27 protein-coding genes are annotated in these 26,650 nt (G+C 67.4%); 6 read left to right on the plus strand and 21 right to left on the minus strand.

Going from position 1 to position 26,650, the window contains the following annotated elements; genetic code table 11:
* The first annotated feature begins 63 nt into the window (after nucleotides 1-63).
* The 4 genes from AC07OA_RS18485 to AC07OA_RS18500 are packed head-to-tail and all read left to right on the plus strand — an operon-like array spanning nucleotide 64 to nucleotide 4,185.
* On the plus strand, nucleotides 64-294 hold the full coding sequence (locus tag AC07OA_RS18485) for a ferredoxin (protein ID WP_494665278.1): 231 nt from the start codon (nucleotides 64-66) through the stop codon (nucleotides 292-294).
* Between the two features lie 44 nt (nucleotides 295-338).
* Nucleotides 339-1,157, plus strand: coding sequence for a coniferyl-alcohol dehydrogenase (locus AC07OA_RS18490; protein ID WP_494665279.1), 819 nt, complete (start codon nucleotides 339-341; stop codon nucleotides 1,155-1,157).
* 15 nt (nucleotides 1,158-1,172) lie between these two features.
* Nucleotides 1,173-3,374, plus strand: coding sequence for an acyl-CoA dehydrogenase family protein (locus AC07OA_RS18495; protein WP_494665280.1), 2,202 nt, complete (start codon nucleotides 1,173-1,175; stop codon nucleotides 3,372-3,374).
* A 10-nt stretch (nucleotides 3,375-3,384) separates the two neighbouring features.
* A complete protein-coding gene (locus AC07OA_RS18500) occupies nucleotides 3,385-4,185 on the plus strand; it encodes an enoyl-CoA hydratase/isomerase family protein (protein WP_494665281.1) in 801 nt (266 codons plus the stop codon).
* Between the two features lie 165 nt (nucleotides 4,186-4,350).
* On the opposite strand, the gene AC07OA_RS18505 is transcribed toward AC07OA_RS18500, so the two are convergent.
* From AC07OA_RS18505 to AC07OA_RS18520, 4 genes are all read right to left on the minus strand, one after another.
* Entirely contained in the window at nucleotides 4,351-5,085 is a 735-nt protein-coding gene (locus AC07OA_RS18505; RefSeq protein WP_494665282.1) for a TetR/AcrR family transcriptional regulator, read from the minus strand.
* Between the two features lie 14 nt (nucleotides 5,086-5,099).
* On the minus strand, nucleotides 5,100-6,569 hold the full coding sequence (locus AC07OA_RS18510; RefSeq protein WP_494665283.1) for an aldehyde dehydrogenase family protein: 1,470 nt from the start codon (nucleotides 6,567-6,569) through the stop codon (nucleotides 5,100-5,102).
* Nucleotides 6,570-6,607: 38 nt separating this feature from the next.
* On the minus strand, nucleotides 6,608-7,345 hold the full coding sequence (locus AC07OA_RS18515) for an SDR family oxidoreductase (protein ID WP_494665284.1): 738 nt from the start codon (nucleotides 7,343-7,345) through the stop codon (nucleotides 6,608-6,610).
* 99 nt (nucleotides 7,346-7,444) lie between these two features.
* A complete protein-coding gene (locus AC07OA_RS18520; RefSeq protein ID WP_494665285.1) occupies nucleotides 7,445-8,227 on the minus strand; it encodes a hypothetical protein in 783 nt (260 codons plus the stop codon).
* A 161-nt stretch (nucleotides 8,228-8,388) separates the two neighbouring features.
* On the opposite strand from AC07OA_RS18520, the gene AC07OA_RS18525 reads away from it, so the two are divergent.
* The gene (locus AC07OA_RS18525; protein ID WP_494665286.1) at nucleotides 8,389-8,913 is read left to right on the plus strand and encodes a cupin domain-containing protein; all 525 of its coding nucleotides are present in this window, start codon (nucleotides 8,389-8,391) and stop codon (nucleotides 8,911-8,913) included.
* On the opposite strand, the gene AC07OA_RS18530 is transcribed toward AC07OA_RS18525, so the two are convergent.
* The 10 genes from AC07OA_RS18530 to AC07OA_RS18575 all read right to left on the minus strand — a co-directional run bounded on the left by AC07OA_RS18530 (nucleotide 8,905) and on the right by AC07OA_RS18575 (nucleotide 20,475).
* Nucleotides 8,905-9,327 (minus strand): nuclear transport factor 2 family protein, encoded by a 423-nt coding sequence (locus tag AC07OA_RS18530; RefSeq protein WP_494665287.1) that lies wholly within the window; start codon nucleotides 9,325-9,327, stop codon nucleotides 8,905-8,907. The two genes, AC07OA_RS18525 and AC07OA_RS18530, sit on opposite strands and share 9 nt — an antisense overlap.
* Nucleotides 9,324-10,085, minus strand: coding sequence for an SDR family NAD(P)-dependent oxidoreductase (locus AC07OA_RS18535; RefSeq protein ID WP_494665288.1), 762 nt, complete (start codon nucleotides 10,083-10,085; stop codon nucleotides 9,324-9,326). The genes AC07OA_RS18530 and AC07OA_RS18535 overlap by 4 nt, the downstream gene beginning before the upstream one ends.
* 18 nt (nucleotides 10,086-10,103) lie before the next feature.
* On the minus strand, nucleotides 10,104-10,517 hold the full coding sequence (locus tag AC07OA_RS18540; RefSeq protein WP_494665289.1) for a nuclear transport factor 2 family protein: 414 nt from the start codon (nucleotides 10,515-10,517) through the stop codon (nucleotides 10,104-10,106).
* On the minus strand, nucleotides 10,514-12,193 hold the full coding sequence (locus AC07OA_RS18545; RefSeq protein ID WP_494665290.1) for a class I adenylate-forming enzyme family protein: 1,680 nt from the start codon (nucleotides 12,191-12,193) through the stop codon (nucleotides 10,514-10,516). Before AC07OA_RS18545 ends, AC07OA_RS18540 begins: the two co-directional genes overlap by 4 nt.
* 19 nt (nucleotides 12,194-12,212) lie before the next feature.
* Entirely contained in the window at nucleotides 12,213-13,403 is a 1,191-nt protein-coding gene (locus AC07OA_RS18550) for an FAS1-like dehydratase domain-containing protein (RefSeq protein ID WP_494665291.1), read from the minus strand.
* A gap of 12 nt (nucleotides 13,404-13,415) precedes the next feature.
* On the minus strand, nucleotides 13,416-14,399 hold the full coding sequence (acuI, locus tag AC07OA_RS18555; RefSeq protein ID WP_494665292.1) for an acrylyl-CoA reductase (NADPH): 984 nt from the start codon (nucleotides 14,397-14,399) through the stop codon (nucleotides 13,416-13,418).
* A gap of 163 nt (nucleotides 14,400-14,562) precedes the next feature.
* Entirely contained in the window at nucleotides 14,563-15,267 is a 705-nt protein-coding gene (locus AC07OA_RS18560) for a TetR/AcrR family transcriptional regulator (protein WP_494665293.1), read from the minus strand.
* Nucleotides 15,264-15,485: a hypothetical protein gene (locus AC07OA_RS18565; RefSeq protein ID WP_494665294.1), complete on the minus strand. Its 222-nt coding sequence runs from the start codon at nucleotides 15,483-15,485 to the stop codon at nucleotides 15,264-15,266. The genes AC07OA_RS18560 and AC07OA_RS18565 overlap by 4 nt, the downstream gene beginning before the upstream one ends.
* Nucleotides 15,486-15,529: 44 nt before the next feature.
* Nucleotides 15,530-17,980, minus strand: coding sequence for a TonB-dependent receptor (locus AC07OA_RS18570; protein WP_494665295.1), 2,451 nt, complete (start codon nucleotides 17,978-17,980; stop codon nucleotides 15,530-15,532).
* 227 nt (nucleotides 17,981-18,207) lie between these two features.
* Entirely contained in the window at nucleotides 18,208-20,475 is a 2,268-nt protein-coding gene (locus AC07OA_RS18575) for a TonB-dependent receptor (RefSeq protein ID WP_494665296.1), read from the minus strand.
* 218 nt (nucleotides 20,476-20,693) lie between these two features.
* On the opposite strand from AC07OA_RS18575, the gene AC07OA_RS18580 reads away from it, so the two are divergent.
* The gene (locus tag AC07OA_RS18580; protein WP_494665330.1) at nucleotides 20,694-21,173 is read left to right on the plus strand and encodes an SDR family NAD(P)-dependent oxidoreductase; all 480 of its coding nucleotides are present in this window, start codon (nucleotides 20,694-20,696) and stop codon (nucleotides 21,171-21,173) included.
* Nucleotides 21,174-21,175: 2 nt separating this feature from the next.
* Here AC07OA_RS18580 and AC07OA_RS18585 read toward each other — a convergent pair whose 3' ends face one another.
* From AC07OA_RS18585 to AC07OA_RS18615, 7 genes are all read right to left on the minus strand, one after another.
* Nucleotides 21,176-21,553, minus strand: coding sequence for a VOC family protein (locus AC07OA_RS18585; RefSeq protein WP_494665297.1), 378 nt, complete (start codon nucleotides 21,551-21,553; stop codon nucleotides 21,176-21,178).
* 24 nt (nucleotides 21,554-21,577) lie between these two features.
* Nucleotides 21,578-22,612, minus strand: coding sequence for a zinc-binding dehydrogenase (locus AC07OA_RS18590; protein ID WP_494665298.1), 1,035 nt, complete (start codon nucleotides 22,610-22,612; stop codon nucleotides 21,578-21,580).
* Nucleotides 22,609-23,106 (minus strand): nuclear transport factor 2 family protein, encoded by a 498-nt coding sequence (locus AC07OA_RS18595; protein ID WP_494665299.1) that lies wholly within the window; start codon nucleotides 23,104-23,106, stop codon nucleotides 22,609-22,611. The genes AC07OA_RS18590 and AC07OA_RS18595 overlap by 4 nt, the downstream gene beginning before the upstream one ends.
* Before the next feature lie 12 nt (nucleotides 23,107-23,118).
* On the minus strand, nucleotides 23,119-23,928 hold the full coding sequence (locus AC07OA_RS18600; protein WP_494665300.1) for an SDR family NAD(P)-dependent oxidoreductase: 810 nt from the start codon (nucleotides 23,926-23,928) through the stop codon (nucleotides 23,119-23,121).
* Nucleotides 23,925-24,392 (minus strand): VOC family protein, encoded by a 468-nt coding sequence (locus AC07OA_RS18605; protein WP_494665301.1) that lies wholly within the window; start codon nucleotides 24,390-24,392, stop codon nucleotides 23,925-23,927. Before AC07OA_RS18605 ends, AC07OA_RS18600 begins: the two co-directional genes overlap by 4 nt.
* 3 nt (nucleotides 24,393-24,395) lie before the next feature.
* Entirely contained in the window at nucleotides 24,396-25,547 is a 1,152-nt protein-coding gene (locus AC07OA_RS18610) for a sulfotransferase family protein (protein WP_494665302.1), read from the minus strand.
* A gap of 113 nt (nucleotides 25,548-25,660) precedes the next feature.
* Nucleotides 25,661-26,530 carry a helix-turn-helix transcriptional regulator gene (locus tag AC07OA_RS18615; protein ID WP_494665303.1) on the minus strand — a complete coding sequence of 290 codons (870 nt, stop codon included), beginning with the start codon at nucleotides 26,528-26,530 and terminating at the stop codon, nucleotides 25,661-25,663.
* Nucleotides 26,531-26,650: the final 120 nt, after the last annotated feature.

Genomic DNA, 26,650 nt, shown 5'->3' on the forward strand with positions numbered 1-26,650 from the left:
TTGATCGTACGCTGTTTCTCCGTCCATAGGATTTGCCAAGCCAAGGTCTGGGAGGAGGCTGCGATGAAGATTCGCATCGAAAAAGGCGCCTGCGTCGGCAACGCCCGCTGCGCCGCGGTTTCCAAGGATCTCTACGTCCTGGACGACGACGGCTACATCGACACCGAAGGCTTCGACGTGCCCGAGGGCCTGGAAAAGCTGGCCAAGAACGGCGCCCGCGCCTGTCCCGAGAAGATCATCTACGTCGAGGAAGCCGACGGCACGATCTCCTGGCCGCCGAAGAAGTCCGGCTGATCCCTCCAGATTCCACCCATTACAGACTCCCGCGGAGCAGGAAGATGACCGACGTTTTGGGCTACAAGGGCAAGCGGGTGATCGTCACCGGCTGCTTCTCGGGCATGGGCGAAGCCACCGCCAAGCTGCTGCTGGACCTGGGCGCCGAGGTGCACGGCCTGGATTACAAGGACAGCGCCCTGCCGCTGGCCTCGTTCAACAATGTCGACCTGCGCGACCCCGCCTCGATCGAGGCCGGCGTGGCCGCCATCGGCGGCAAGGTGGACGCCCTGTTCAACTGCGCGGGCCTGCCCCAGTCGTTCCCGCCGCTGAACGTGATGAAGGTCAACTTCATCGGCACGCGTCACCTGACCGAGCAGGTCGTGCCGCTGATGGGCCCGGGCGGCGCGATCGTCAGCATCGCCTCGACCGGCGGCCTGGGCTGGAGCCGCCGCATCCCCACCAGCATGGAAATCATCGGCACGAAGGGCTTCCAGGCCGCCGTGGACTGGTGCGAGGCCAATCTGGAGACGGTGGCCGAGGGCTACTCCTTCTCCAAGGAGAACATCATCGTCTGGACCCAGTTCATGGGCGCCCACCTGATCAAGAAGGGCATCCGCATCAACTGCACCCTGCCCTCGCCCACCCAGACCCCGATGATGGCCACCTTCGAGCAGGCGTCGGGCAAGGACGTGGTCGAGGCCGCGACCCAACCGATGGGCCGCTACTCGACCCCGGCCGAGCAGGCCGGCGGGCTGGTGCTGATCAACAGCGACCTGGCCAGCATCGTCAACGGCGTGGTCTTCCCGGTCGACGGCGGCTTCATGGGCGGCGTGGCCACCGGCCAGGTCGACCTCAGCGTCATGATGCGTCGTCGCGGCTAAGAACGAGTACCGGCCATGAATTTCGAGCTGCCCGAAGATCAGGAAATGCTGCGCGACATGTTCGCGCGTTTCCTGGACGCCAACAGTTCCACGGCGCGCGTACGGGCGGCCGAACCGTCCGGTTTCGACGCGGCGCTCTGGAAAGGCCTGGCCGAGCAAGGCGCCCTGTCGATCCGCGTGCCGGAAGACGCCGGCGGCCTGGGCCTGGGCCTGATCGACGCCGTCCTGCTGATGGAAGAGGCCGGCCGCACCCTGGCCTCGGGCCCGCTGGCCGAGGCCCTGGTCGCCGCGCGCCTGCTGGCCCAGCTGGGCGGCGACACCGGCCTGCTGGAAGGCGTCCTGGCCGGCGAGAGCGTCCTGACCTTGGCCCTGCATGACCTGACCGCCCAGCCCCGCCAGTGGGTGGCCGGCGGCCTGGTCGCCGCCCACGTCATCGGCCGCAAGGGCGATGAGGTCGTGCTGGTGACCGTGCCGGAAGCCGCGCGGATCGCCGAGGAGAACCTGGCCTCGACCCCGATCGCCGAGATCGATCTGGGCGCCCTGCCCCAGACCGTCCTGGCCTCCGGCGCGGAGGCGGCCGCGACCTTCGCCGCCGGCGTCGAGGAGTGGAAGCTGCTGATCTCGGCCGCCCTGGCCGGCCTGGGCCGCGAGGCCCTGAAACTGGCCGCCGCCTATGCCAGCGAGCGCAAGCAGTTCGATCAATATATCGGCCAGTTCCAGGCCATCTCGCACCCGCTGGCCGATCTGGCCTGCGAGGTCGACGGTGGCAAGTTCCTGGTCTGGAAGGCCATCCGCGACATCGCCGACGGCGCGCCGCACGCCGCCGCGGCGGTCTCCATCGCCGCCTGGTGGAACACCCAAGCCGCCGCCCGCACGGTGGCCCAGGCCCTGCACACCTTCGGTGGCTACGGCCTGACCACCGAGTACGACATCTTCCTGTTCAACCTGCGCGCCAAGGCCTGGCCGCTGGTGCTGGGCGACCCGCAGCGCCTGCTCGACGAGGCCGGCCGCCGCCTCTACGCCGGCGAGACCACCTCGCTGCCCGAGGCCGGCGAGAGCCCCATCGAGTTCGACCTGGGCGAGGACGCCCGCGCGATCAGCCAGGAGATCGCCGACTTCTTCGCGGCCAACGTCACCCCGGAGATGCGCGAGACGTTCCACTACAGCTGGGAAGGCTACAATCCCGAGCTCAACAGGAAGCTTGCGGCCGCCAACCTTCTGTATCTGGGCCTGCCCAAGGACGTCGGCGGCCGGGGCCTGTCTCCCTACGCCAAGATCGCGGCCATGGATGCGTTCGAGACCGAGGGCTACAACAACCCCGCCGCCAACGTCACCCAGATGGTGTCGCTGATCATTCAACGCTTCGGAACCGACGAGCTGAAGCGGGACGTCCTGCCCCAGATCATGCGGGGCGAGGTGATCTGCAGCCTGGGTTATTCCGAGCCCGGCTCCGGCTCGGACGTCTTCGCCGCCCAATGTCGCGCCACGCCCGACGGCAATGGCTGGCGGATCGACGGCACCAAGATGTTCACCAGCGGCGCGAACCTGGCCAGCTACGTGCTGCTCTTGGCCCGCACCAATCCGGACGTCGCCAAGCACAAGGGGCTGACGATGTTCATCGTGCCCCTGAAGACCGACGGGGTGACCATCCAGCCCGTCTACACCTTCCAGGACGAGCGCACGAACATCACCTTCTACGACGGCGTGCGCGTGCCCGACGGCTATCGCCTGGGCGAGGTCGACGGCGGCGTGCGGACGATGAGCGCCAGCCTCGAACTGGAACACGGCGGCGGTTTCGCCAAGTACCAGCGCGCCATGCTGGACGCCGGCGAGAAGCTGGTCCGCGAGATCACCTGGCAGGGCAAGTCGCTGATCGCGGACGGCGCGGCCCAGGCTCGCCTGGCCCGCACCACGGCCAATCTGTGGGTCTCGGAACTGCTGACCTACCGCGCCACCTGGGTGATCGCCGAGAAGAAGACCAACCTGGCCTACGGTCCGATGGCCAAGATGTTCTCGTCCGAGAAGTTCCTGACCGACGCCCGCGACCTGCTGGACCTGACCGCCCCCTATTCGCTGTCCAAGCGGAAAGGTCCGGCGGCCGAGATCAACATGTTCTACCGTCACGCCCAGGGCTCCACGATCTACGGCGGCACCAGCGAGGTGCACCGCTCGATGATCGCCGAGAAGGGCCTGGGCCTGCCGCGTACGCGCGCTTGAGGAGGACGTGATGTCGGAAGAACTGCACCTCCTGACCGAGGAACAGGACGGCGTCCTGATCGCGACGCTGAACCGTCCCGACAAGCTGAACGCCTTGTCGGCCGAGACCATGCGGCTGTTCGAAGAGGCCTTGCACCGCTTCCGCGACACGCCCGAGCTGAAGGTCATGCTGATCCGCGCGACCGGCCGCTACTTCTGCTCCGGCGCCGACCTGCGCGGCGGCTCGCCCACCGCCCAGCCGCGCACGGCCTCGGCCATCCGCGAGAACCACCGGCTGAACCTGAACGGCATGCACCGCATCTATGACGAGATGGAGCATGTCGAGAAGCCGATCGTCATCGCCATCCATGCCGCCTGCGTCGGCGGCGGGCTGGAGATGGCCCTGTCGTGCGACTTCCGCCTGACGGCCAAGAGCGCCTCGTTCTCGTTCCCCGAGGGCCTGTTCGGCGTGCTCCCGGCCTCCAATGGCGTCAGCCGTTTGACCCGCCTGTGCGGCCCGCACTGGGCCCGCTGGCTGATCATGGGCAACCAGAAGGTCGACGCCGACCGCGCCCTGGTCATGGGCCTGGCCCACGACGTGCTGCCCGACGAGGGCTTCCACGAGGCCGCGATGGACTTCTGCCGCCACCTGACCAAGTCGTCGGGCGAGCAGATGGGCGCGGCCAAGGTGGCCATCGATCTGGCCGCCGAGCTGGGCCGCGAAAGTGGCCGCCACGTGGAGCGCATGGCCAACAGCGCCCTGATGCTGAACCCCGCCTATCTCGAGGGGATCGAGCGCTACATCAAGAATTTGGGTTCGAAGGAGAAGTAGCGGCCAGCCCCCTACTCTCCGTCATTCCCGCCCTTGTGGCGGGAACCCCTCCATCCGTCGCAAGTGCGGAAGGGTGGCGCGCCAGCGCGCCATTGTATTTCACGTGTCAGCTGAACCAGGGGTTCCCGCCACAAGGGCGGGAATGACGGCTGGAATGGGAGAACGCTACGCGTCGGCCTTGGCCAGTTCGCGGAAGTCGCGGATGCCCAGTTCCAGCAGGCGCGCTTCCGATCGCAGGAAGTTGCGCACGTTCGGGGCGAAGGCGCCGGGCAGCACGTTGGGCAGGATCCGGTCGGTGGCGATGGTCACCACGCGCTCGATGCCCGTGTAGAGCACGGTGGCCATGCCGGCCGCCGGCGAGCCCTTCTCGTCGGGGTCCTGGTCCATCTGCATCACCAGCAGGCCAATGACCGGCTGGGCGGCCTGGACGCGGCTGGCCATCATCCGCTTGTCGCGCTGGTCCGACATGCTGTTGCGCAGGTGGAGCGCGGCCGAGTTCTTGTGCCAGAAGCCGTGCAGCGCGGTGACGAACTCCAGGCAGTGGGCGTTCAGCGTCTCGTCCGGCCAGCGCTCGCGCAGATGGTCCAGATAGGCGGACTCCGTCTCCGCCATCACCGGCTCCAGCACCGCCAGCAACAGCTCGGTCAGGTCGGCGAAATAGAGGTACAGCGAGGTCATGCCCAGCGAGGCCTGACGGGCCACCGCGCTCAGCGAGAACTGAACGTCGCTGGGCCCCGCCAGCAGCTCGTTGGCGGCCTGCAGGATGCGGTCGCGGGTGTTGCGCCCCTTCTTGCCCAGCCGCTGGCCGTTGAGGTTGTGGCTGCCCGGCTTGGCGACGCGCGCGCTGGGCGCACGCTTCGCCTTGACGGTCTCGACCTGGTCCAGGGCCTCCACGCTCACTCGTTCCTCCGTGCCTATGCGGCTCGCCATGCAATCAACTTGGTCTCGAGGAATTCCTCGATCCCTTCGAGGCCCCATTCGCGACCCACGCCGCTAGCCTTATATCCGCCGAAGGGCAAGTCGCCGGCTATGCACATGCCGCCATTGACGCTGATCGAGCCCGAACGGATGCGCTTGGCTACCCGCATGGAGCGCTCCAGGTCACCCGAGCTGACGCCGCCCGACAGGCCATAGGCGCTCTCGTTGGCGATGCGGATGGCGTCCTCGTCGTCCTCGAACGGAATGACCACCAGCACCGGGCCGAAGATCTCTTCCTGGGCGATGCGCATCTCGTTGGTCACGTCGCCGAAGACGGTGGGTTCGATGAAGAAGCCGCCGCCCTTGTCCGGACGGGCGTTACCGCCGGCCAGCAGGGTGGCGCCCTCTTCCTTGCCCAGTTCGATATAGGACAGCACGCGGTCCATCTGCCGCTTGGAGATGACCGGACCCATGATGTGCTTGGGATCGTCGAACACGCCCCAATTGTCGCCGAAGCTGCCATAGGCGTGCTTGAGGATGCCCTTGGCCTCCTCGTAGCGGCTGCGCGGCACCAGCAGGCGCGACTGCACCGCGCAGCCCTGGCCGGCGTGGAACACCAGCATCGACATGGCCACTTCCATGGCGAAGTTCGGGGCGTCGTCCAGGATGATCTTGGCCGACTTGCCGCCCAGCTCCAGGAACACGCGCTTCAGGGTCTCGGCGCCCTGCTCCATGATGCGCTTGCCGACGCCGGTCGAGCCGGTGAACGAGATCAGGTCGACGCGCGGGTCCTTGACCAGCATCTCGCCGGCCAGGGCCGGATCGGCGCCGAACACCACGTTGATCACGCCGGGCGGGAAGCCGGCCTCCAGGGCCAGCTCGCCGAAGATCGCGCCCATGCCGGGCGTGTTGGGGGCGGGCTTGAGGATCAGGGTGCAACCGGCCAGCAGGGCGGCGACCACCTTGCCCACATTGACGTACAGCGGCACGTTCCAGGGCGTGATGGCGCCCACCACGCCGACCGGCTCGTACACCGCCTTGCGGACGGTCTCGAAGCCGTAGCCGTGACGCGAGCCGTAGTCCTTCTCCCAGCGCACCTCCGGGAAGACCTTCAGGTAGTCGTCCCAGCCGTCCAGGGCCATGTCGACATGGGCGCGGCCCACCGCGCCCCAGGCGGCGCCGGCCTCGTGGCGGGCCAGGTCCGACAGGCGTTCCTTGTTGGCCTCGAACAGCGCCCGCAGCTTGGTGACCAGGGCCACGCGCTTTTCGATGTTGGTCGACCAGTCGGTCTCGTCGAAGGCGCGACGGGCGGCGACGATCGCGGCCTCGACATCGGCGGCCGAAGCGTCGGCGGCCTTGCCGACCGGCTCGCCGGTCCAGGGGCCGATAACGTCGAAGGTCTTGCCGCCCTCGGCGTCGCGCAGGACGCCGTCGATGAAGAGCTTCGCGTCGGGGAGGCTGGTCATGGGATCGTCTTCCTGTCGAACGGGGTACTGGCGGCGCGCTAGCGACGGCTGCCGCTGAGGGTGACCATGCCGACGTGCAGGTCGGCGGGCATGTCGAGCACCGCGCGGAAGGCGTCGGTGACGGACTTGTAGTGCGAGATCGGACGCTCGCGCAGGTTCAGGCCGACCTTGGCGTTCTCCTGGGCGAAGCGCATGGCGACCTCCATCGGCCAATTGGTGCCGGTCTTGGTCTCGTCCATCATCTGGCCGGCGCGCACCACGGTGACGCGGACGCCCGCGCTCTCCAGCTCGCGCGACCACATGTCGGAGATGAACTCCAGGCCCGTCTTGGAGCCGGCGTACATCCACAGCATCGGCATCTTCACGTGCACCGACTCGCTGGTGACGTTGATGATGTGGCCGCCCGCGCCGAACAGCGGCAGGGCCGCCCGCGCGCAGTAGATTGGGCCGGCGAGGTTGGTGGTCAGGGCGGTCTGGATCTGGGCGTCGCTGGCCTCGGCCAGGGTGAAGGGCTCGAAGACGCCGGCGTTGTTGATCAGCACGTCGATCTTGGGATGACGCTCGGCGACCTTGGCGAAGGCGGCGCGGACCGAGTCCGGGTCACCGACGTCGCACTGCACGACGAAGTGCGGCGCGCCCAGTTCGTCGGCCACGGCCTGCACTTTCGACAGCGTGCGGCCCAGCAACACCACGGTGTCGCCATCGGCGGCCAGCCGCCGCGCCAGGGCGCGTCCCAGCCCGTCACCCGCACCGGTCACTACGACGACTTTGCCCACGATCCGCCCTACTGTTGGTCTGTTCTAGGTTGCTAACTGCGCCCGCCGCCCCGCTCGCGACAAGGGGGAGGCGTATCGCGGCCGCGATGGTTCGGAAAGTCAGCCGGCGGGCCGGGCGAAATCGGCCGGATAGACCGAAAGATCGCCGTCATAGGCCACGCCGCCGGGCCAGAATTCCGTCCCGCTGACCTTCTTGAAATAGTGCACCGTGCGGGCGGTCGAGCCGGACGACGAGCGCTCCTGGAAGGCCACGCCGCTGGGGCTGACGCCCCGCGCCCGGGCGCTGAAATCCTTGACGGTGAACAAGAGGTCGTCGGTCTGCTGGGCGCAGAACACCAGGTCGCTGCCCGGGCAGTAGCGCACCGGCTCGACCTGCAGCGGTGACAGCCGGCCGCGCTTCATGGCCACCTTGCCGGGCACCCGGCTGACCTCGGGCATGTGCACCTCGTCGTACCACTTGTGGTACTCGGCCTCGCGGCCGGCGATGAAGTTGGCCAGGATGATGCTGACGCCCGAGAACGGCTTGTCCTTCTGGTGATTGGGGCTGGAGACCCAGTCCGAATACATGGCGTAGCTGTGGATGCGCTCGCTCTCGGTCGTGTCGTCGGTCAGGCCGGCGTCGCGGGCCTCGGCCAGCAGCGGCGACAGGGCCGGCAGGTCGATCGCGGGCGCCGGATAGTCGAACTCGTACACGCTCATGAACCGCCAGGGCTGGGGGATGTCGGGCATGATCTGCTCGCGCGACACCTCGTAGCGGTCGGCCGAGACGAAGCCGCGCAGCCGGGCCAGGTCGTCGCGGTGCTTGCCGTCGAACCAGGCCGCATAGTCGCCCTCCTTGCCGGCGACGACGTTGTGCAGGTGGATGGTCGTGTACAGGGTCATTCTTCCCACTCTTTTGCCGGCTTGCCTTCGGACGGGCGCGGTTCGAGGCGCACCCTATCACCGGCCCGCGCGGTCGAGCGTCAAACCCATATCGCTGGAGCGTTGTTGACCCCGCGCCGAGCCGGGCTCACGCTCACGCGACCTTTCGCAGGGAGATTTCCATGGCCGCCAAAACCCCTGCCCCGCCCCGCTTCGCCCTGTTCCGGGGCGCGCAGTCGCGGGACTTCGAAGCCAGCGGGATCATGTCCCAGGGCATGCCGACAGAGACGGAAATCGCCGGCGCGACGGCCGCCGTCGGCGCGGGCATGATGGACGGCACGACCGTGCGCCTGCTGTTCGAGATGCCGGGCCTGAGCCTCACCCACGCCTGGTTCAAGAGCGGCTTTCCCCTGCCCCGCCACACCCACAATGTCGACTGCCTCTACTACATCCTGGCCGGGTCTTTACGGATCGGGACCGAGGAGTTGGGGCGCGGCGACGGCTTCTTCGTGGGCGCCGACGTGCCTTACGCCTATGTGCCGGGGCCAGAGGGCGTGGAGGTGCTGGAATTCCGGGGCTCCAACAGCTTCGACATCAAGATGCTGGCCGACAATCCGGCGTTCTGGGCCAAGGCGGTCGAGAAGGTGGAGCACAGCCGCGACAGCTGGGCTCGGGAGACGCCGCCTTCGGGCCTGCCGTTAGCCTGAGACCTGCATGTCGACGAACAGCCGGGTCAGGCGGGACTCGGCGATCTTCCAGTCGCCGCCCTGGCGGACATAGCGTTCGTGATAGTGGCCCGCCCCGTCCATCTTGCGGCCGGTGGGCCAGGTCAAACGGTCCTGCATCGCCCAGACCACGCGCGCTTCGTCGCCGACGATCTCGATTTCCGGCGTGTGGACGTGATGGGTGGTCACGGCGCTATCCAGCGAAGCGCGGATGCTGGCGATGGCGGCGTCACGGCCTTCCATGCGGGGACCGCCCGAGGCCGTGGTGTCGATGACGACGTCCTCGGTGAACAGGCCGGCGAAGCCCGCCCAGTCCTTGGTGTCGAGGTAGCGGCAGTAGCGCGCCTTGAGGTTCGCGACCGCCAGCCAGTCGGCGAAGTCCGGCGCGGCGCTCATATGCGGAAGCCACGCATCTGGTTGCCGCCGTCGCACAGGATGACCTGGTTGTTGACGAAGCTGCCCTCGTCCGAGGCCAGGAAGACGCCGAGATTGGCGATGTCTTCGGCCGTGCCCTGACGCTTGACCGACTGCATGCCCTTCAGGCGCTGCCAGTTGTCGTCGGCCACGCCGTCGCGGGCGGCTTCGGTGGCCATCAGGCCCGGGGCGATGCCGACGCAGCGGATCTCGTCCTGGCCGAACTGCATGGCCATGGCGTGGGTGAAGACGTTGAGCGAGGCCTTGGTGATGCCGTAGGCCGTGGCCGGGTTGTAGCTGGCCATCGAGGATTTGTTGATGATCAGGCCCTTGGCCTTGGCCAGGGCCGGACGCAGGGCCTCGGCCAGGAGCATCGGGCCGATGGTGTTGACCGCGAAATAGTACTGCCACTTGGCCTGGCCCAGGCCGAAGAAGCCGCGCGCGATCTCGCCGGCGTGCAGGCCGGCGTTGTTGATCAGCACGTCCAGCGTCTCGTGCTTGGCGACGATTTCGGCGCCGAAGGCCTGGATCTGCGCCTCGTCCGCCACGTCCAGGCGATGGGTGGAGGCCGTGCCGCCGACCTCCTCGACCAGCGTCTTGCTCTCGGCCAGCCCCGCCTCGTTGATGTCGGCCAGGATCAGGTGCGCGCCCTCGGCGCCGAAGGCCAGGGCGTAGGCGCGGCCCAGCCCGCCGGCCGAGCCGGTCACCAGCACGGTCTTGCCCGAAAAACGCTTGGCCATCTTGGTGGTCCTTATGGGTTAGGTCAGCCGCTCGAAGCCGACGCGCGAGATCCGCCAGCCGTCCGCGGTCAGGCGGAACTGGTCGGAATAGCGCCCGCGGACAAGATCGACCTGGCCGGTCTCGCGCCGCTTGAGGTGGGCCATCACGGTCCAGTCGCCGCAGGCCGTGTCGCCGTCGATCTGGATCAGCGGCGTATGGATCATGTGCAGGACCCATTCCGAATTGCCGGCGATGGCCGTGCACAGGAAGTGGCCCAGGGTGTCGGCGCCGTGCATCGGCTCGAAGCCGTAATCGGCCTCGACATCGGGCAGGAAGACCGAGCCGAAGGCCTCCAGCGCGCCTTCCGGATCGTCGGCCGCGCTGTCGGCGACGGCGCAGTAGCGCGCCTTCAGGTTCTGGATGGCCAGGACGTTCTCGGCCAGCGTGCTCATGCCTCGGCCTCCAGTCGCTTGATCACGGCCGCCTTGAGATCGGCGGTCTTGATCTTGGCGCTGCCGGTCAGATGAACCTCGTCCTCGCTGAAGAACAGCACGCGGCGCGGCACCTTGTAGCTGGCCAGTTCGGCCTTGGCGAAGGCCTGCACGGCCTTCTCGTCCAGGGCCGCCCCCTCGTGCGGCACGATGCAGGCCACGACCAGTTCGCCCAGGGTCTCGTGCGGCACGCCGACGGTCTGGGTGACCTTCACGCCGGGGCATTGCTTGAGGATCGTGTCGATCTCGACCGGCGAGACGTTGGCGCCGCCCGTCTTGATGATGTCGTTGAGACGGCCCTGCCAGTAGAGGCGTCCCTCGGCGTCGACATAGCCGCCGTCGCCGGTGCGGAAGAAGCCTTCGCCGTCCAGGGTCTCGTCCAGCGGCGTGCCAATGTAGCCCAGCATCAAGGTCGGGCCCTTGACCGCGATCTCGCCGCGCTCGCCCAGGGGCACGACCACGCCGGTCAGCGGGTCGACGATCTTGAACACCCCGCCCGGCTGCGGCTTGCCGCTGCTTCCGGCGATCTCCGCGTCCGAGGTGCCAGACGGATAGATGGCGCTGATCGTGAAGGTCTCGGTGTTGCCATAGGCCGCCATCGGCTCCTGCCAGGTGGTCTTCACCGTCGGGTGACGGCCGAGCGGCGTCTTGGCGTCGACGTACTTGAGGGTGGAGAGGTTGACGTCGTTCCAGTTCGACGCCGCCTCCAGCTGGGCCCACTGGTGAGGCCAGGCGACGGCCATGGTGGCCTTCTCGGCCTCCATCAGGGCCAGGGCTTCCTCGGCCTGGAAGGTCGGCTGCAGCACCAGGGCGCCGCCGCTGGACAGACCCCCGCCGATGGCCATGCCGAAATTGCCCGACCAGAAGAAGCCGTTGGCCGACCAGATCCGCACGTCGTCGCCGGCGTCGTAATAGCGCTTCCAGCGCCACAGTTGCAGGGTCACGCCGCGATGGGCGCTGAGGATGCCCTTGGGCTTGGCGGTCGAGCCGGACGAGAAGAACAGCACGCCGGGATCGGCGGGCGTGACGGTGGCCGCCGTGGCGTCCACCAGGTCCTGCGACACCGCCGCGCCGCGCGCCAGGAACGCGCTCCAGTCTTCGATGCCCCCCTCGCCGCCCCCGATGGAGGCGATGTGGCGCAGGAACGGAAACTTCGGAACGGCCAGTTCGCCGGGCCTGGCCGAGGCGATGGCCGGCTCCAGGGCCGTCACCATCTCGGCGAAGTCCTTCTTCAGGACCTGGCGCTCCAGGAGCAGCACCGAGCAGGCCGAGGACTTGAGCAGGTGCTCCAGCTCGGCCGGGGTCGAGAAGGTGCTGAGCGTGGTGGCTACGCAGCCGGCCAGGGCCGCGCCGAAACAGGCCGACAGGAACTCCGGCCGGTTGGTCATCAGGACGCCGACCCGCGTGCCCTTGCTGACCCCGCAGGCCAGCAGAGACCGCGCGACCGCGTTGGCGCGCTCCCACAGTTCGTCATAGGTCCAGCGGATTTCGCCGCCGCCCTCGTGCAGGACCATCGCCTCGCGCGGACCGAAGCGTTCGGTGACGTCCCGAAGCCATCCGCCCAGCGTCAGGGCGCCCAGGCCCTCCTCCTCGGAAAGAGGAGGACCCGAGATGATCGAAAGCGGCTTGTCGGTCATGGCTTACTCACCCAGCCGGTTACTTCAGCGGCAGCTCGATGTCGGCGGTCGACTTCACCAGCACCATGCCGTCCTGGTTCGCCAGGGTCAGGACCACGCGCACCAGCGGCAGGCCCCACTCGGTGACATCGCGCTTCTCGACGACTTCGGCGTCGAAATAGGTGACGTCGCCCTCGAAGGCCGGGCCGCGGAAGTCCGACTTGATCCAGCGGACAAAGCCGTCATGGCCGGCCCAGAAGGCCAGGTAGTCGGTCGCCCAGGCCTGCATGGTCGCGCCGTAGCCGTATGAGCGGCTCATGCCGACCTCGCCCGCCTTCTGGTCGTCGACGTGGCCGCGCGACGGGCCGAGGTATAGGCCGTCACGCTTGCGCGGGTCGATGAAGGCGCCTTCCTCGTCGAAGCCGAAGCCTTCGGCCCAGCCGGGGTCCTGATAGACCCACGGGTCCTTGACGCCTTCCGGCGCGACCCAGTCGAAGCTGCCCCAGATGTTGAACAGGAACGCGCGGTATTCGGTGGCGAAGCTGGCCTTGGTGTGCGGGCCGATCACCCGGCGGGTCAGCTTGTCGCCGACCTGCACCGCTTCATAGGTCGGCGAGACGCCTTCGCGGTTGGACATCAGCCAGTCGAAGCGGACCTTGTCGACGACCTCCAGCTCGCTCGCGGACCAGGCCTTCAGCTCGCCCAGCATGGAGTCGTACATGCCGCGCTTTTCCGCCTCTTCCTTGAGGTAGCGGATGGCGGTCGAGCGGGCCTTGGCCACCAGCGAACCGTCCTGCTTGTAGTGCAGGGTGTCGCCGCGCGAGAACATGGTCGGGCCGGCGAACTTGGTGTCGGTGACCTTGTAGTCGTGGAAGCGGCGCTGCTGGGTCAGGTGGTCGCCCGGCTTGATGCGCGCGCCGTAGAACCACCACTCCTCGCCACCGAAGATCAGGTGCGAGTCCTTGATGTAGCCGACGCAGGCCGGGGCGCAGCCGTGGCCATAGTCCATGCAGACCGCGATCGACTGCGGGGCCACAAGGCCGCCGAACTTGGTCTTGGCCGCGAAGGTCGGGTCCCAGTGGATGGGGTTGGGATAGTCCATCGCCATGACCCAACGGCGCAGGTCGCTGCCGGCCAGCGGATCGCGGATCTGGCCGCCGCCGATCAGGGTGCCGACGCGCGGATCGACGTCGGAGAGGTCCATGGTGACCTTGGTTTCGGTGTCAGACATGCTCGTACCCTCTTAGCGCTTCACGTCGACCAGGACGCGGCCGCGCACCTTGCCATCCAGCAGGTCGGCGGCGACGCCGACGGCCTCGGCCAGGCCGATCTCGGTGGCGATCAGGTCCAGCAGCGACGGGTCCAGGTCCTTGGCCAGGCGTTCCCAGGCCACCAGGCGCGAGGCCTTGGGAGCCATGACGCTGTCGACGCCCAGCAGGCGCACGCCGCGCAGGATGAAGGGCATGACGGTCGACGGGAAATCGGCGCCCTGGGCCAGGCCGCAGGCGGCCACGGCGCCGCCGTAGCGGGTCTGGGCGCAGACATTGGCCAGGGTGGCGCTGCCGACCGAGTCGACGACGCCGGCCCAGCATTCCTTCTGCAGCGGCTTGCCGGGGACCGATAGCTCGTTGCGGTCGATGATGGAGTCGGCGCCCAGCTTGGTCAGGTAGTCGGCTTCCGAGGCCTTGCCGGTCGAGCCGACGACGGTGAAGCCGGCCTTCTTCAGCAGGGCCACCGCGACGCTGCCGACGCCGCCGGTGGCGCCGGTGACCAGCACCTCGCCCTGCTCCGGCGACAGGCCGGCCTTGATCAGCGCTTCGACGCAGAGGGCCGCGGTGTAGCCGGCCGTGCCGATGGCCATGGCCTGCTTGGCCGAGAAGGCCGAGGGCAGCGGCACCAGCCAGTCGCCCTTCAGGCGGGCCACCTGCGAGAGGCCGCCCCAATGGGTTTCGCCCACGCCCCAGCCGTTCAGCACGACCTTGTCGCCGGCCTTCCAGTCGGCGTGGCTGGACTCGCGCACCGTGCCGGCCAGGTCGATGCCGGGAACCATCGGGAACTTGCGCACGACGGGCGAGCGGCCGGTGATGGCCAGGCCGTCCTTGAAGTTCAGGGTCGAGAAATCGACGTCGATGGTGACGTCGCCCTCGGGCAGCTGGCTCTCGTCGACCTGCGATACGGCGACCGTCTGGCCCGCCTCGGTCTTGTCGATCAGAATGGCTGAAAACATCGTGCTCACCCTCGGGTCTTGCATGGTGGCGTCCGCCTCGCGGGGCGCGGCCACCCTGCCCTGGCTGGATCAGCCAAAGTGGAAATCCGGGTTCGACACTTCCTATTATCGCCCGTCCCGGTCATCCGAAATGATGGCCCGGGGACGATTCATCGCCCACCCGCTACACGGCGCGGACGGGGCGATCCTTCGACTGGCGATCATCTTCAAGATCCGGGCGCGGATCGGGGAAACGGGCGACGATCTCGGGGAATTTCTCTTCCCGCATGGTTCCGTAAAGGGAAAGGCGGATGCTTTCCCGGGCGAAACGCCGCGCCAGTTCGCGCCGCTCCTCCTCGGTCCGCTCGTGGGTCTTGGCCCATACCGGCCACAGGAAATTGCCGGCCAGCATCATCAGGCCGAAGACCTCGCTGTCGATCCCGGACTTGGCCATGTCGGTCTGGGTGAAGCGATGCAGCGAGCCGGCGTATTCGCGCCAGAACGGGTCCTGGGCGGGCTCGTCGGAGGCCAGCAGCTGCAGGAACCAGATGCGGCACAGCACCGGATTGTCGACCGCGAAATCGGCCAGGGTCATGGTCAGGTGGGTGATGTCGACTTCCTCGACGCGCCGCTCCTTGGCCGTCTCCGGATCGCCGAACGTGGCGCGGAACAACTCGTCGGACACCGACTTGGTCGTGGCCAGGACCAGGTCCTCGCGGGTCTCGAAATGCTGGTAGGCAGTGCCGCGGTTCACCCCGGCCAGGTTGGCCACCGCCGAGACGCTGATGCCCTCCAGCCCGTCCTTGGCCAGCAGGGCGCGGGCGGCCTTCAGGATCACCTCGCGCGTGCCGACAGGATCGCGCGGGCGGCGGGTCCGGACCTTCGTCATGCGATTTTTCCGTTCTTCGGAAGGCGGCCGGCGGTCAGGTCAACATCCTCCACGTCTTTGGGGACAAGGTCGGGAAGCCAGCAGCTTTTATGACCATTGCCGACAACGCCCTCAAGAGCTTGTCGCTCGTCCGGCAGAAACGCCGCGCGAGCGTCTCGAATAGAAGCAGCATCGAAATCTTCACGCCGAAACCAAAACAGCGGATGGCCGGTGGCCACCCGCTGCCTGGATCTTCACGCCTGCCTTGCGGGCAGGTGCGATCTTAGCGCGAACCCAGAGCCACCTTGAAGGTGATGCCGAATTCCTGCGGCGCCGTCGTGGTGATGGCGTTGTAGGTGCTGGTGGCGGTCACGGCGCTGGGACGACCGGTGATGGTCGGCACGCCGCCGATGATGGCGCCAGGCAGTTGCTGATACGAGGTCGACAGCGGGTCGGTGCGGGTCAGCACCTTCACGGTGTCGAACAGGTTCTTGGCGTAGAGGGTGACTTCCCAGCCCTTGTCCGGGGCGCGGATGCCGGCGAACAGGTTGACCAGGGCGTAGTCCGAGACGTCGTCGAAGGCGTTGGTCGGGTCGCCCTGGGACTTGCCGTTGTAGTTCACCAGGCCGCGCACATAGCCCTCGTAGCTGCCCACCGGCATGCTGTACTCGGACTGCACGGTGGTGCTGAACGGCGGCTGGAACGACGAGCGCTGGTTCACCTTGCACGACGAGATGTTGTTGGCGCCCGTCGCCGCTTGCAGGGCCGCCAGGGTCGGGGCCGAGGTGATGACGTCAGGCTTGCCGTCGCCGTTCAGGTCGTTGCAGGGGATCGTGCCGTTGATCTTGCCCAGCGCATAGCTGGCCACGGCGCCGACGTTCCAGTTCGGCGTGATCTCGTAGGAGATTTCGCCTTCCAAGCCGTCCACCTTCACCGGCACGGCGGCGGCGAAGTTGAACTGCGCGACCTGCTGGGTCAGCGGGGTCAGGGCGACGGTGTTGACGAAGTACACGCCGCTGCCCGGCGCGCGGTACGGATAGTTGGTGAACTCCTGGTGGAAGCCGCTGATGTTCAGTCGCATCTTGCGATCGAACAGCGTCGACTTCAGGCCGGCCTCGTAGGACTTCGAGGTTTCGGCCGGCAGGTTGATGAACGAGCGCTCCAGGGTCGAGGGCGCCAGGTTGAAGTCGCCCACCACGTTGATGCCCGGACGGAAGGACGAGCCGGTGTTGGCGTAGACCATCACGTCGCGGGTGATCGAGTATTGGGCCGAAGCGGTGTAGATCCACTTCTTGGCGTTCTGACCGTCCGTCAGGTTGGTGTCCGGCGAGCCCGGGGTGACGACCAGCAGGGTGCTGGTGTCCTGGTAGTCGATGTGGCGCAGACCGCCCGACACCTGGAACTTCTCGCCGACGTGGGCGGTCACGTTGCCGAAGATCGACTTTTCGTGCGAGTGACCGCCGCGGGTGATCTGCGACTGGACGACCGAGGCGACGCCGCCGCCGAAGGCCAGCGGCAGACGGATGACCGTCGGGCGGTTCAGCGAGGTCGGGGTGTCGTTGACGTTGTCGAAGTAACCGATCGCGTAGTCGAAGATGTCGAAGACGCGTTCCTGGTTCTGCAACCGGATTTCATGCGACGTCGATTTCACGTTCGAGAACGTGTTCTGATAGGTGTCCGTCGACGGGAACACGTTGGCCGGGTCCTGGCTCTCCTTGGAGATCAGGTCCTGGGTGTAATGCTGGCCTTGATAGATCAGCTGCTGGCCGGCGAGCGACAGCTCGGCGCGCCAGTTATAGATGTCGAAGTTCTGCTTGATGATCCGCGGCAGGGCCTGGAAGCCCAGGCGGTCCTCTGCCTTGATCAGGGTGGGGCTGGCCGGCGCGCTCGGATTGACGACGCTGAACGACTCCACCTGGTTGTGGGTGCGGATGTTGGCGGCGATGCTCTGATAAGAGCCTTCCATCCGCAGCCAGTCGGTGGGCGTCAGCAGGCCGCTGATGCGGCCGCTTTCGGTGCGGCTGTAGGCCTTGCGCTTCTCGACGCTGGTGTCGATCGAACGGACCTGGGTGCCGTCGTCGTCGTTGTAGAGGCCGCCGATGCGGATCGCGGCAATGCCTTCGATCACCGGGATGTTGACCGCGCCGTTGACGTTGGTCGTGCCGATGTCGTTGTAGGTGCCGGCCACGTAGCCGCCCGCCTGATAGACGTCGGGCTTCTTGGTGGTGATGGTGATCGAGCCCGACGGCGAGGCGCGGCCGCGCAGGGTGCCTTGCGGACCGCGCAGCACTTCGATCTGACCCACGTCATACATCTGCTGCAGCACGACGCCGGCCGTGATCGGCGCGTCGTTCAGGTAGAATTCGACGGTGGGGTTGTTGCCGCTGGCGTTGATGTCGAAGTTGACGCCGCGCACCTGGGCGTTGCCGCCGATGCCGTTGGCGTTGGTGCCCAGGGTCAGGCCGGGAACCAGCGACTGCACTTCGGTGAAGTTGCGGATATTGACCTTCTGGATGGCTTCCGAAGTCACCGCGTTGACGACCTGGGGAACATCCTGGACGCTTTCGTCGCGACGGCGGGCCGTCACGATGATCTCGGTCAGCGCGGTGCTGGCGCTTTCCGAGGCGGCGGGCGCCTGGGCGGTTTCCTGCGCCATGGCGGCGGCCGGCGCCAACGGCGCCATCAGCGCCAGCAGGCTCACGCCCCGCAGCATGTTGATCGAAATTGCATTCACGGACTGTCCTCCCCTGTTGAACCCGTCAGGCGACATCGCTGATGCAATGCTTGGGACCGCGGGCGTTTATTACGGCCATCCTCACGTCCCGAACGGCGCAAGGATAGGCCTTCTTCTCAAGTGCAGCGGAGATATCGCCGCTGCGATTGCTAACTTCCCCCTACCCGGCTCAAGGATGCGACAAATGACCCCAGGTCGCCGGGCAAGGTTAAACAAGTGTTTTGGCGTCAGAACTTGGCGCCGAACGAGACACCCCAGGTCGCGGGCGAATTCCAGACCGATCCGATGCCCAAGGTGTTTGACAACACCTGGACGCGGTGACGTTTGTCGGTGAGGTTGTCGCCGAACACAGCCAGCGTGTAACGCTGCGACGGGTCGACCCATTGAGCCCGCAGCGACAGGACTTCGTAGCCGGTCTGCGAGAACTGCTTGGACGAGTCGAAGTAGAATTTCGAAGTATAATAGAGATTACCCGACACGGTCAGTTCGCCGCCGGCCACAGGCGCGTGATAGTTCGCCCCCAGGTTGGCGGTGAAGTCCGGCGCGCGCGGCATCTGGTAGCCGCTGGAGTCGTTGCTGGTCTGGGTGACCGAGCCCGGCCCGATCGCGCCGCAGGCCAGGGCCGGCGTCGTTCCCGTGGAGTCGCAGTAGCTATAGAACGCCGCCGCCGGGAACGAGCGGTAGCGCGCGTGGGTGTAGGCCGCGCCGACGCTGAGGTCGAACGCCTCCGAGACCCGGTAGCGCGCCGAGCCTTCCAGGCCGTAGACCCGCGCCTTGGCGGCGTTGGTGATGTCGGCCGCGCCGGCCTGGAAGCTGGAGACCTGCAGGTTCTTGTAGAAGTAGTAGTAGCTGGACAGGTCGAACGACACGCGGGCGCCGTCGAACTTGTAGCCCGTCTCCAGCGCGTCGATGTTCTCGGGCGCGACCCGGTCGGTCGACTGGCCGCCCACGTTGAGGATCCCGGCCTTGTAGCCCCGGCTGTAGGAGGCATAGAGGCTGGACATGTCGGTGGGCTTGTAGCGCAGCACCACGCGCGGGGTCAGGCGGTTGGTCGGATAGTCGTCGGCCGGCACCACGATCTGGGTGAACTGCTGCTTGAAGTAGGCGTCCTTGACCTCGTCGTGGCCGTAGCGCGCCCCGGCGGTCAGGAAGAGCTGGGGCGTGATCTCGTAGGTCAGGTCGGCATAGGCCGCGTACGAATAGGTCGTCGTGCTGGAGCCGCCGAAGCCGATATAGGGCGGCGGGCCGAAGGCCGCGTTGACGATGTAGGTGTCGCGGTTCTTGAAGTAGTAGGCGCCGGCGGTCCACTGCAGCCGCGTGCCCGGCTTGGAGTTCAGCAGGAACTCCTGGGTGACCGTGCGGTTTTCGATGCCGATATAGATATTGAACAGGTTGAGGGCCGTGGAATCCAGGTCCTCGAGATTGACCGCCGACTCCTTGCGGTACTGGGTGTAGGAGGTCAGGTCGGCGAAGCCGAGGTCGGCCTTGATCGTGGCCTGGTAGGTGTCGGAGACGTTGGTGAAGCCCACCGGCGCGGCGGGGTCGAACGCCACCTTGCCCGGGCGGGTCTCGTAGGTACCGGCCGGCGCGTAGTAATAGACCAGCTGGCGGTTGGCGGTGCTGTTGGTGCCATAGGCCGCCGTCGGCACGCGCGAGAGCATGCCCGAGCTGCCGTCGCGATCGACATAGGCGTTGGTCAGCAGCAGCGTGGGATCGTCGGTTTCCGCGTGGCCGTAGCGCAGCAGCACCGAGGCGTTCTCGCCGACCTCGAACTTCAGTCCCGTGCGGATCGACCAGTTCTCGAAGGCGCCGACCTTGTCGTCGCCGTCCACGGTGTTGGTGAAATAGCCGTCGCCCTTGCGCAGCTGGCCCTCGACGTCGAAGGCGACCGTGTCGCTGAGGCCGACTGTGACATAGCCTTGATAGGTCTGGGCGTTGAAGGCGCCGTAGCTGGCCTTGAACTCGCCGCCGGTGTCGGTGCTGGGCTGGGCCGTCGTCACCAGGATCGCGCCGCCCGTGGTGTTGCGGCCGAACAGCGTGCCCTGCGGCCCTTTCAGGACCTGGACGCTGGTGATGTTGGTCAGGTCGAAGGCGGCCGATTCAGGATTGGCGATGTAGAAGCCGTCCACATAGATGCCGACGTTGGGACCGCCGCCCGAGGTGGTGACGGCGGTGCCGACACCGCGAATCGTAGGCTGGATGAAGCTGCCGTTGCTGTCGAAGCGCAGGGCCGGCGCGACGCGCGGGATGTCCGACAGCTGGACGATGTTGGCGGCCGCCAGCTGCTTCTCGCCGACCGCGGTGATGGAGATCGGAACGTCGCGCGCGCGCTCGTCGCGACGCTGGGCCGTCACGATGACCTCGGTCACCGCGCTCTGTTGGGTATCGGCCGCCTGGGAGCTGGCTGTCTGGGCCAGGACGACGCCGGGCGCCGCGCCTAACGCGACCGTCAGCGCCAGGGCCGAGGTCATGGTTCGACTGGAAAGAGCCTGCACGTTCTTTCTCCCCTGTGCGATTTTCTTTTTATTATTGAGTATTGTTGGACCGACGCCTTAGCCGGCCACCTTCATTTTATGTTTTCTAAGACGAGTAGAGATCGACCAGGCAACGCCGGCGCGAAATCCACTCGGGAATACATCGCGACTCGAAGCTACGCTCACCCTACCCATGGGTAAAGCTGCTACGCCGGGGACGTGCGCATATCGCCCGTGCGATTGAGGCCCGGCCGCGACGTGGGGCAAGACCGTCTGGCGAAAACGGAAGACGGTGGAGCAGGCGAAATGCAGACGGGACGATCGTCAACATCGGCTCCACGGCGGGCCTGGTCGGCGACTACATGCTGCCGGTCTATTCGGCCGCCAAGGCCGCGGTGCACGGCTTCACCAAGGTGCTGGCCAAGGAGGTCGGCCAGCACGGCGTGCGGGTCAATTGCGTCGCGCCCTACGGCACGGTGTCGCGCGATCCGGAGGCCTTCAGCGCGGGCAGCCGGTTCAATCGCGACAACGGCTTCTTCGCCAAGGCCTTCGCCGGCTCCAGCCCCGAGGACGCGGCCCGGCGCGCGCGCCAGACCGTGCTGGGCCGCCCGGTGGCCACGCCCGAGGAGGTCGCCTCGCTGGCGGTCTATCTGGCCTCGGACCTGGCCGGCTTCGTCACCGGCCAGGTCTATCCCGTCGACGGCGGCAGCCTGCTCTAGGCTCAGGCCGGACCGTAGCGGAAGACCACCAGCTTGTTGCCGTCCAGGTCGCGGAAATAAGCGCCGTAGAAGCCGTTCGGATCGGGACCGCGCACGCCCGGGGGGCCTTCGCACTTTCCGCCCAGCTCCAGGGCTTTGGCATAGACCTCGTCGACCTGCGCGCGGCTGGCGGCGGCAAAGCCCATCTGGCTGCCGTTACCGACCGTGGCCTCGCCCTCGAACGGCTTGCCGATCAGGAACATGCCGCCGTCGGCGCCCTTGTAGGCGGCCAGGTCGGGCCGCTCGAAGGCCAGGCCCGCGCCCAGCATCGCGGCGATGGGATCATAGAAGGTTCGCGCCCGCGCCAGGTCGCGGGTGCCGTATCGGGCGACGGTCAGCATGTGTCTTCTCCCCTTGTGGTCGTTCTAGAGCTTTCGCGGGTCGACGACCGTGCGCACCGGCGCGGTCGGGCCCGACATCTCGTCCAGGGCGGCGGCCACGCCGGACAGGCCGATGCGCGCGCCGACCCAGGGCGCGATATCGATCGTCCCGTCGGCGATAGAGCGCAAGGCCAGTTCCATGTCCTGCTGCTCCTCGCCGCCGGCGAAGTGCACCGTCAGCCGCTTGTTCTGGGCGGCGAAGACATAGAGTTGTTCGGGCGCCATGCAGTAACCGCCCATCACCACCCGCGCGCCGAAGCCGACGGACTCGATGATCTGCTGCAGCAGGCCGGGCATGCCCACGCACTCGTAGACCAGGTTCACGCGCCGTCCGCCCAGGTCCGGGATCGGCGCATAGGGCGAGATCTCGCGCGGATCCACGGCGATGTCGGCGCCCATCCGCAGGGCCATGGCGCGGCGCTCGGGATGGAAGTCGGCAGCGACGATGGGGGCGATGCCCGTGATCTTCAGGCCGGCGATCACGCCCAGGCCGATGGCCCCGCAGCCCACCACCAGCGGGATGTCGTCCTTGGTCGGCAGGCCCCGGCGCGCGTGCTCCAGCCCCACGGCCAGCGGCTCGGTCATGGCGGCCAGGTCGTCGTCGAGATCCGAGGGCACCTCCATGACGGCGGCCTCGTCCAGCAGCATGTACTCGCCCCAGCCGCCGGGGCACTCGTGGCTGAAGCCGATCACGGCGTGGCGGCCGTCCTGACGCATGACCGGCACCGAGGTCACCTTCCGCCCCGGCTTGACGGGACGCAGGCTGCCCGGTCCGTAGTCAATCACCTCGCCCACATATTCGTGCCCGGGCACGAAGGGTCGCGCCATGTCGAGGCCCGCATAGGCCCCGCCGAACTTCTTCGACAGGTCGATCACGTGCTGGCCGCTGTGCAGGAAGTGCTGCTCGGAGGCGCACATGCCGCAGCTGTGGGTGCGCACCAGCACCTGGCCCTTGGCCGGCGTGGGATCGGGCATTTCGCCCACATGCACCTTGCCGTTCTGGATGTAGGCGGCCTTCATCGAACGGCTCCCAGGACGGCGTAGGACGGGTCGCTGGAGTCACGGCGACCGGCGGTGACGCTCATCGGCGTGACGGGCCGCATGTCGTCGAAGTCGCGGACAGTGATGCGATGGTCGATGCCCCACCGCCCGTCGCGCTTGGACCAGCGGTCGATGTAGCGCCCCCGGACGGTGATCTCGAACACCTGCTCGCCGCGTTGAATCCGAAGTCCCGCGAAGTGGTAGGATTCGCTGGCCGCCCGGTCGCCGTCCAGCTCCAGCACGATGTTGGTGACCTGGTGCGAGTGGCCCAAGGTGTGGCCGTGCTGGCCGTTGACGAAGTCGATGAAGCCGTGGCCGCTGCCTTGATAAACGTCCGCGCCGTAGTCGGCGGTGCCGTCGGCATGCCAGATCGAATAGCCCAACTGCGCGTCCATCCGGTCCACCGCGCGGCAATAGCGGTAGATCAGGTCGGTGATGGCATGACGGTCGGCGATGGCGGTCAGGTCGGTCATGCCGCCTCCCCTTCAGCTGGATTTCTGGCCGTAGATGGCCCGGCTGGCCTGGGCGATCATCTCGACCCGCTGGCGGCGCTGGGCGGCCGATTGCGGCAGGCGGCCGACCTCGTCGTCGGCCTGACCGAAGTTCTGGATCGGCCCGTGCGGCAGGCGTTCCAGACCCAGGTCCGCGACCGCTTCCGGCGTGGCCAGGTCGGCCGGGACCGGCAGGCCCTTCTCCGCCAGGAACCGGCGCAGCTCCGGCGTATCGGTGCGTCCCAGCGACAGGTAGAGCACGTCCACGCCATGCGGCTGGAGCTCGGCCCACAGTCCCTCGGCCAGGCACATGTCGAAGGCCTTGCTGCCCGAATAGACCGCCATGTTGTTGGCCCCGCCGTAGCAGGCGCCCGAGCCGACCAGCAGCAGCCCGCCCCCGCCCCGCTGGCGCATCGCGCCGCCGAAATGGTGGCAGCAGCGCACGGCGGTCGTGACGTTGCGGGTGATCAGGTCGAGCCAGGACTCGACCGGCTGGTCCAGGAACTCGGTCCCGTGCGGGTCGCCGCCGGCGTTGGCGACGAACAGCCCGACCTCGCGCCCGCCCACGGCCTGGACGATCCGGTCGAAGGCGTCGGCCTTGGCCAGGTCGATCGAGGCGGTGACGCACTCCACGCCATGCTCGGCGCGCAGCTCATCGGCCAGGGCCACGAGCGGCGCCTCGCGCCGGGCGATCAGGACGCAGTGGACGCCCTGCGCCGCGAGCCGGCGCGCGAACGCCTGGCCCGTGCCTTCCGAGGCGCCGGCGATGACGGCCCACGGGCCGTACCTGGCCCGGACGCTCATCGTCCGCCCATCGCCGCCCAGCGCTCGGGCGAGGCCCAGACGTACTCGGTGTAGTGGCCCAGCCACGGCCGCGTATCGACATAGACGAACTCCAGCAGGCCGGGCGTTCCGCCCTTCAACACCACCGGGAACGGCTGTTCCTCGACCCGCTTCATCAGCGCCCCGAAGTCGTCGACCACGTGGCAGACGTGGTGGAAGACCAGGCTGTCGTCGACGGGCAAGGCGTCGCGATAGATCGCCAGCACGTCGCCTTCCTTGGGCTGGATCAGCTCGTAATTCAGGTCGCCGACCCAGGCGAAGGCCAGCTTCTGCACGCCCTTGCCCTCGCCCTGCGGCGTCCAGACCTGGACGGGAACCTCGAACTCGATCAGCGCACGCAGGTCGGCGTACTGCTTGAAGCCGGCCACCGCCTTGTCGACGTTCCGGGTCACATAGGCGTTCTGATAGTGGCGTCCGGTGGCCATGGCTCAGCCCTCGCGCGCGACGTCGTACTGCGACAGGTAGCGCTCGTAGAGCGGCGTTAGCTTCTCCACCGAGAGGCCGTACTGCTCCAACGCATATTCATGCTTGCCGAACTTGCCCTGGGGGTTGTCGTCCAGCCAGGCCTGCATCGCCGCCTCGGCCTCCGGCGACAGGACGTCGCCCAGGTCGGCGTAGAGCTTGCGGATCGCGCCCATCGGGTCGCGGGTGATGTCGGCGTAGTGGATGTCGACGATCCGGTCGTGACCCAGCTTCTCGCGGGTGTCCATGATCCGGTCCAGGTGCAGTTTGGCCTGGTAGGAGCAGTCCTCGCCCAGCCATTCGTAGTTGATCTTGCCGGTATAGCCCATGTGGGCCATCGACAGGATGCTGCAGAACGAGCTGGTGGCGGTGAACGGGTCGCGGTGGGCCCAGACCAGGCGCGCGTCGGGATACTCCGCCAGCAGGGTCTCCAGCCACAGGGCGTGGCTGGGCATCTTGAGGTTCCAGGTCCCCGGCGCGTCGGCCTGCAGCAGCTGCAGGAAGCGCTTGTGGTACTGGTAGGTCGAGGTCATGTCGGCCTGGAACAGCCAGTCGCGATAGACCGGCAGGGTGCCCCGCGATTCATAGGCCAGGGCCTTGAAGTCGTGCATCATGAAGAACATGCACTCGTTCGGATAAACCGCCGAGTTGCGGTAGTATTTCCCCATCTCCGGACGCGCGGCCAGCATGGCCTTTTCCTGGGCCAGCTTGGCGATGGCGCGCGGGTCGGTCTTCAGGGTGGCCGTGGTCGGCGGCGGCACGGGCTGCTCGATCTCCCAGGTCAGGGCCGAACGGCGGGCCGGGTCGCAGGCCAGCAGGTTGCTGAGCAGGGTGGTGCCGGTGCGGGGCATGCCGAACACGAACAGCGGGCGCTCGATCTTGCGCTCCAGCAGCTCGGGGCGCTTGGTCAGGTAGTCGGTGACCGACAGGCGGTCGGCCAGCATCTGGACCAGATTGCCGCTCATCCGCTGGATCAGCGGCTCGGGATGTTCGCTGGAATTGTAGTCGCCGACCAGGACCTCCAGGCCCTCGCGATAGGAGTCGGAATCGAACCGGTCCAGGCCGGTCTTCTGCATGGCCTGTTCGACCAGCGCGTCGGCGTTGAGCTGTTCGCCCATGACGTTTTCTCCCACAGTTCTGTTTTGCGGGCATCATGGTGAGAGGCTGGGCGCGCGCCAACGTGGATGGCTGTCGCGATCTGGACGATCTATCGACGTCCGGCCATAACGCCTCAGATGTGTTTTCGCAGGTGGCGCTGGCGGAAGCGCAGGGGCGTGATGCCCGTCGCGCGGCCGAAGGCGTAGGAAAAACTGGACGGCGAGACGAACCCCAAAGCAAAGGCGATCGACTTGATGCTGCCGTCCGAGGCCAAGAGGCGCTTGGCCATCTCGATGCGGGTCTGGGCGATGTGGTCGCCGATGGTGCAGCCCCGGCTGGAGCGGAAACCGCGGGTCAGCTGGCGGACCGACAGGTTGCAGAGCTCGGCCAGTTCGTCCAGCGACGGCGGCGCGCCGCCCTGATGCAGACGCTCGTCGATCAGGTGCAGGCGCCACGAGGCCAGCCCTCCGGTGAGAGGTCCTTCGGCGATGGCCTCGCAATAGCGCGCGACCTCGATGGCCAGCTGGCCCGACACCAGTTCGGCCAGGGTGGAGCTGCCCGTACCGCCTCGCCGGGCCTCTTCAGCCAGGCGCGACAGGCATGAACGGATGTGCGGATGGACGATGTCGAGCCCGCCGGCCAGGCGCCGGTCGGTCCATTCCAGCCCGCCGGGCAGCCAGCGGTCGACGGCCTGGGCATAGATCTCGCAGACGATGGAGGCCTGGTTCTGGCCGGCCTCGGTGCGCACGTGCAGGGCCTCGCCCGGCGGCAGAAGGAATATCTCGCCCAGCCGCTCGAAGCGGTGCGGACCCCACCGCTCGGGATAGCAGCCCCGGGCGTTCTCCGGGCGCGGCGTCAGGCACAGGTCCAGCCAGTAGTGGTCGGCGCGGCGGAAGATATGGTCGGTCGGCTGGTCGTTGGAAAACCGCATGATCCGCGCCATCCCGTGGGGGATGGCCAGCTCGGCCTCGAAGACGCTCTGAGTAAAGGTGTCGGCTTTCATGCGCCGGCCCTCCCCGGTCGGACCCTGTGTTCACCTTTGGCCATGTGACAGCAAAATGGCCGGATGTCGATAGTCGGGCCCATTGCGGCCGTCGCCGCTCTGCCGAACATTCACGGCGTT

This window comes from Caulobacter sp. GW821-FHT09B08 (assembly GCF_059418225.1).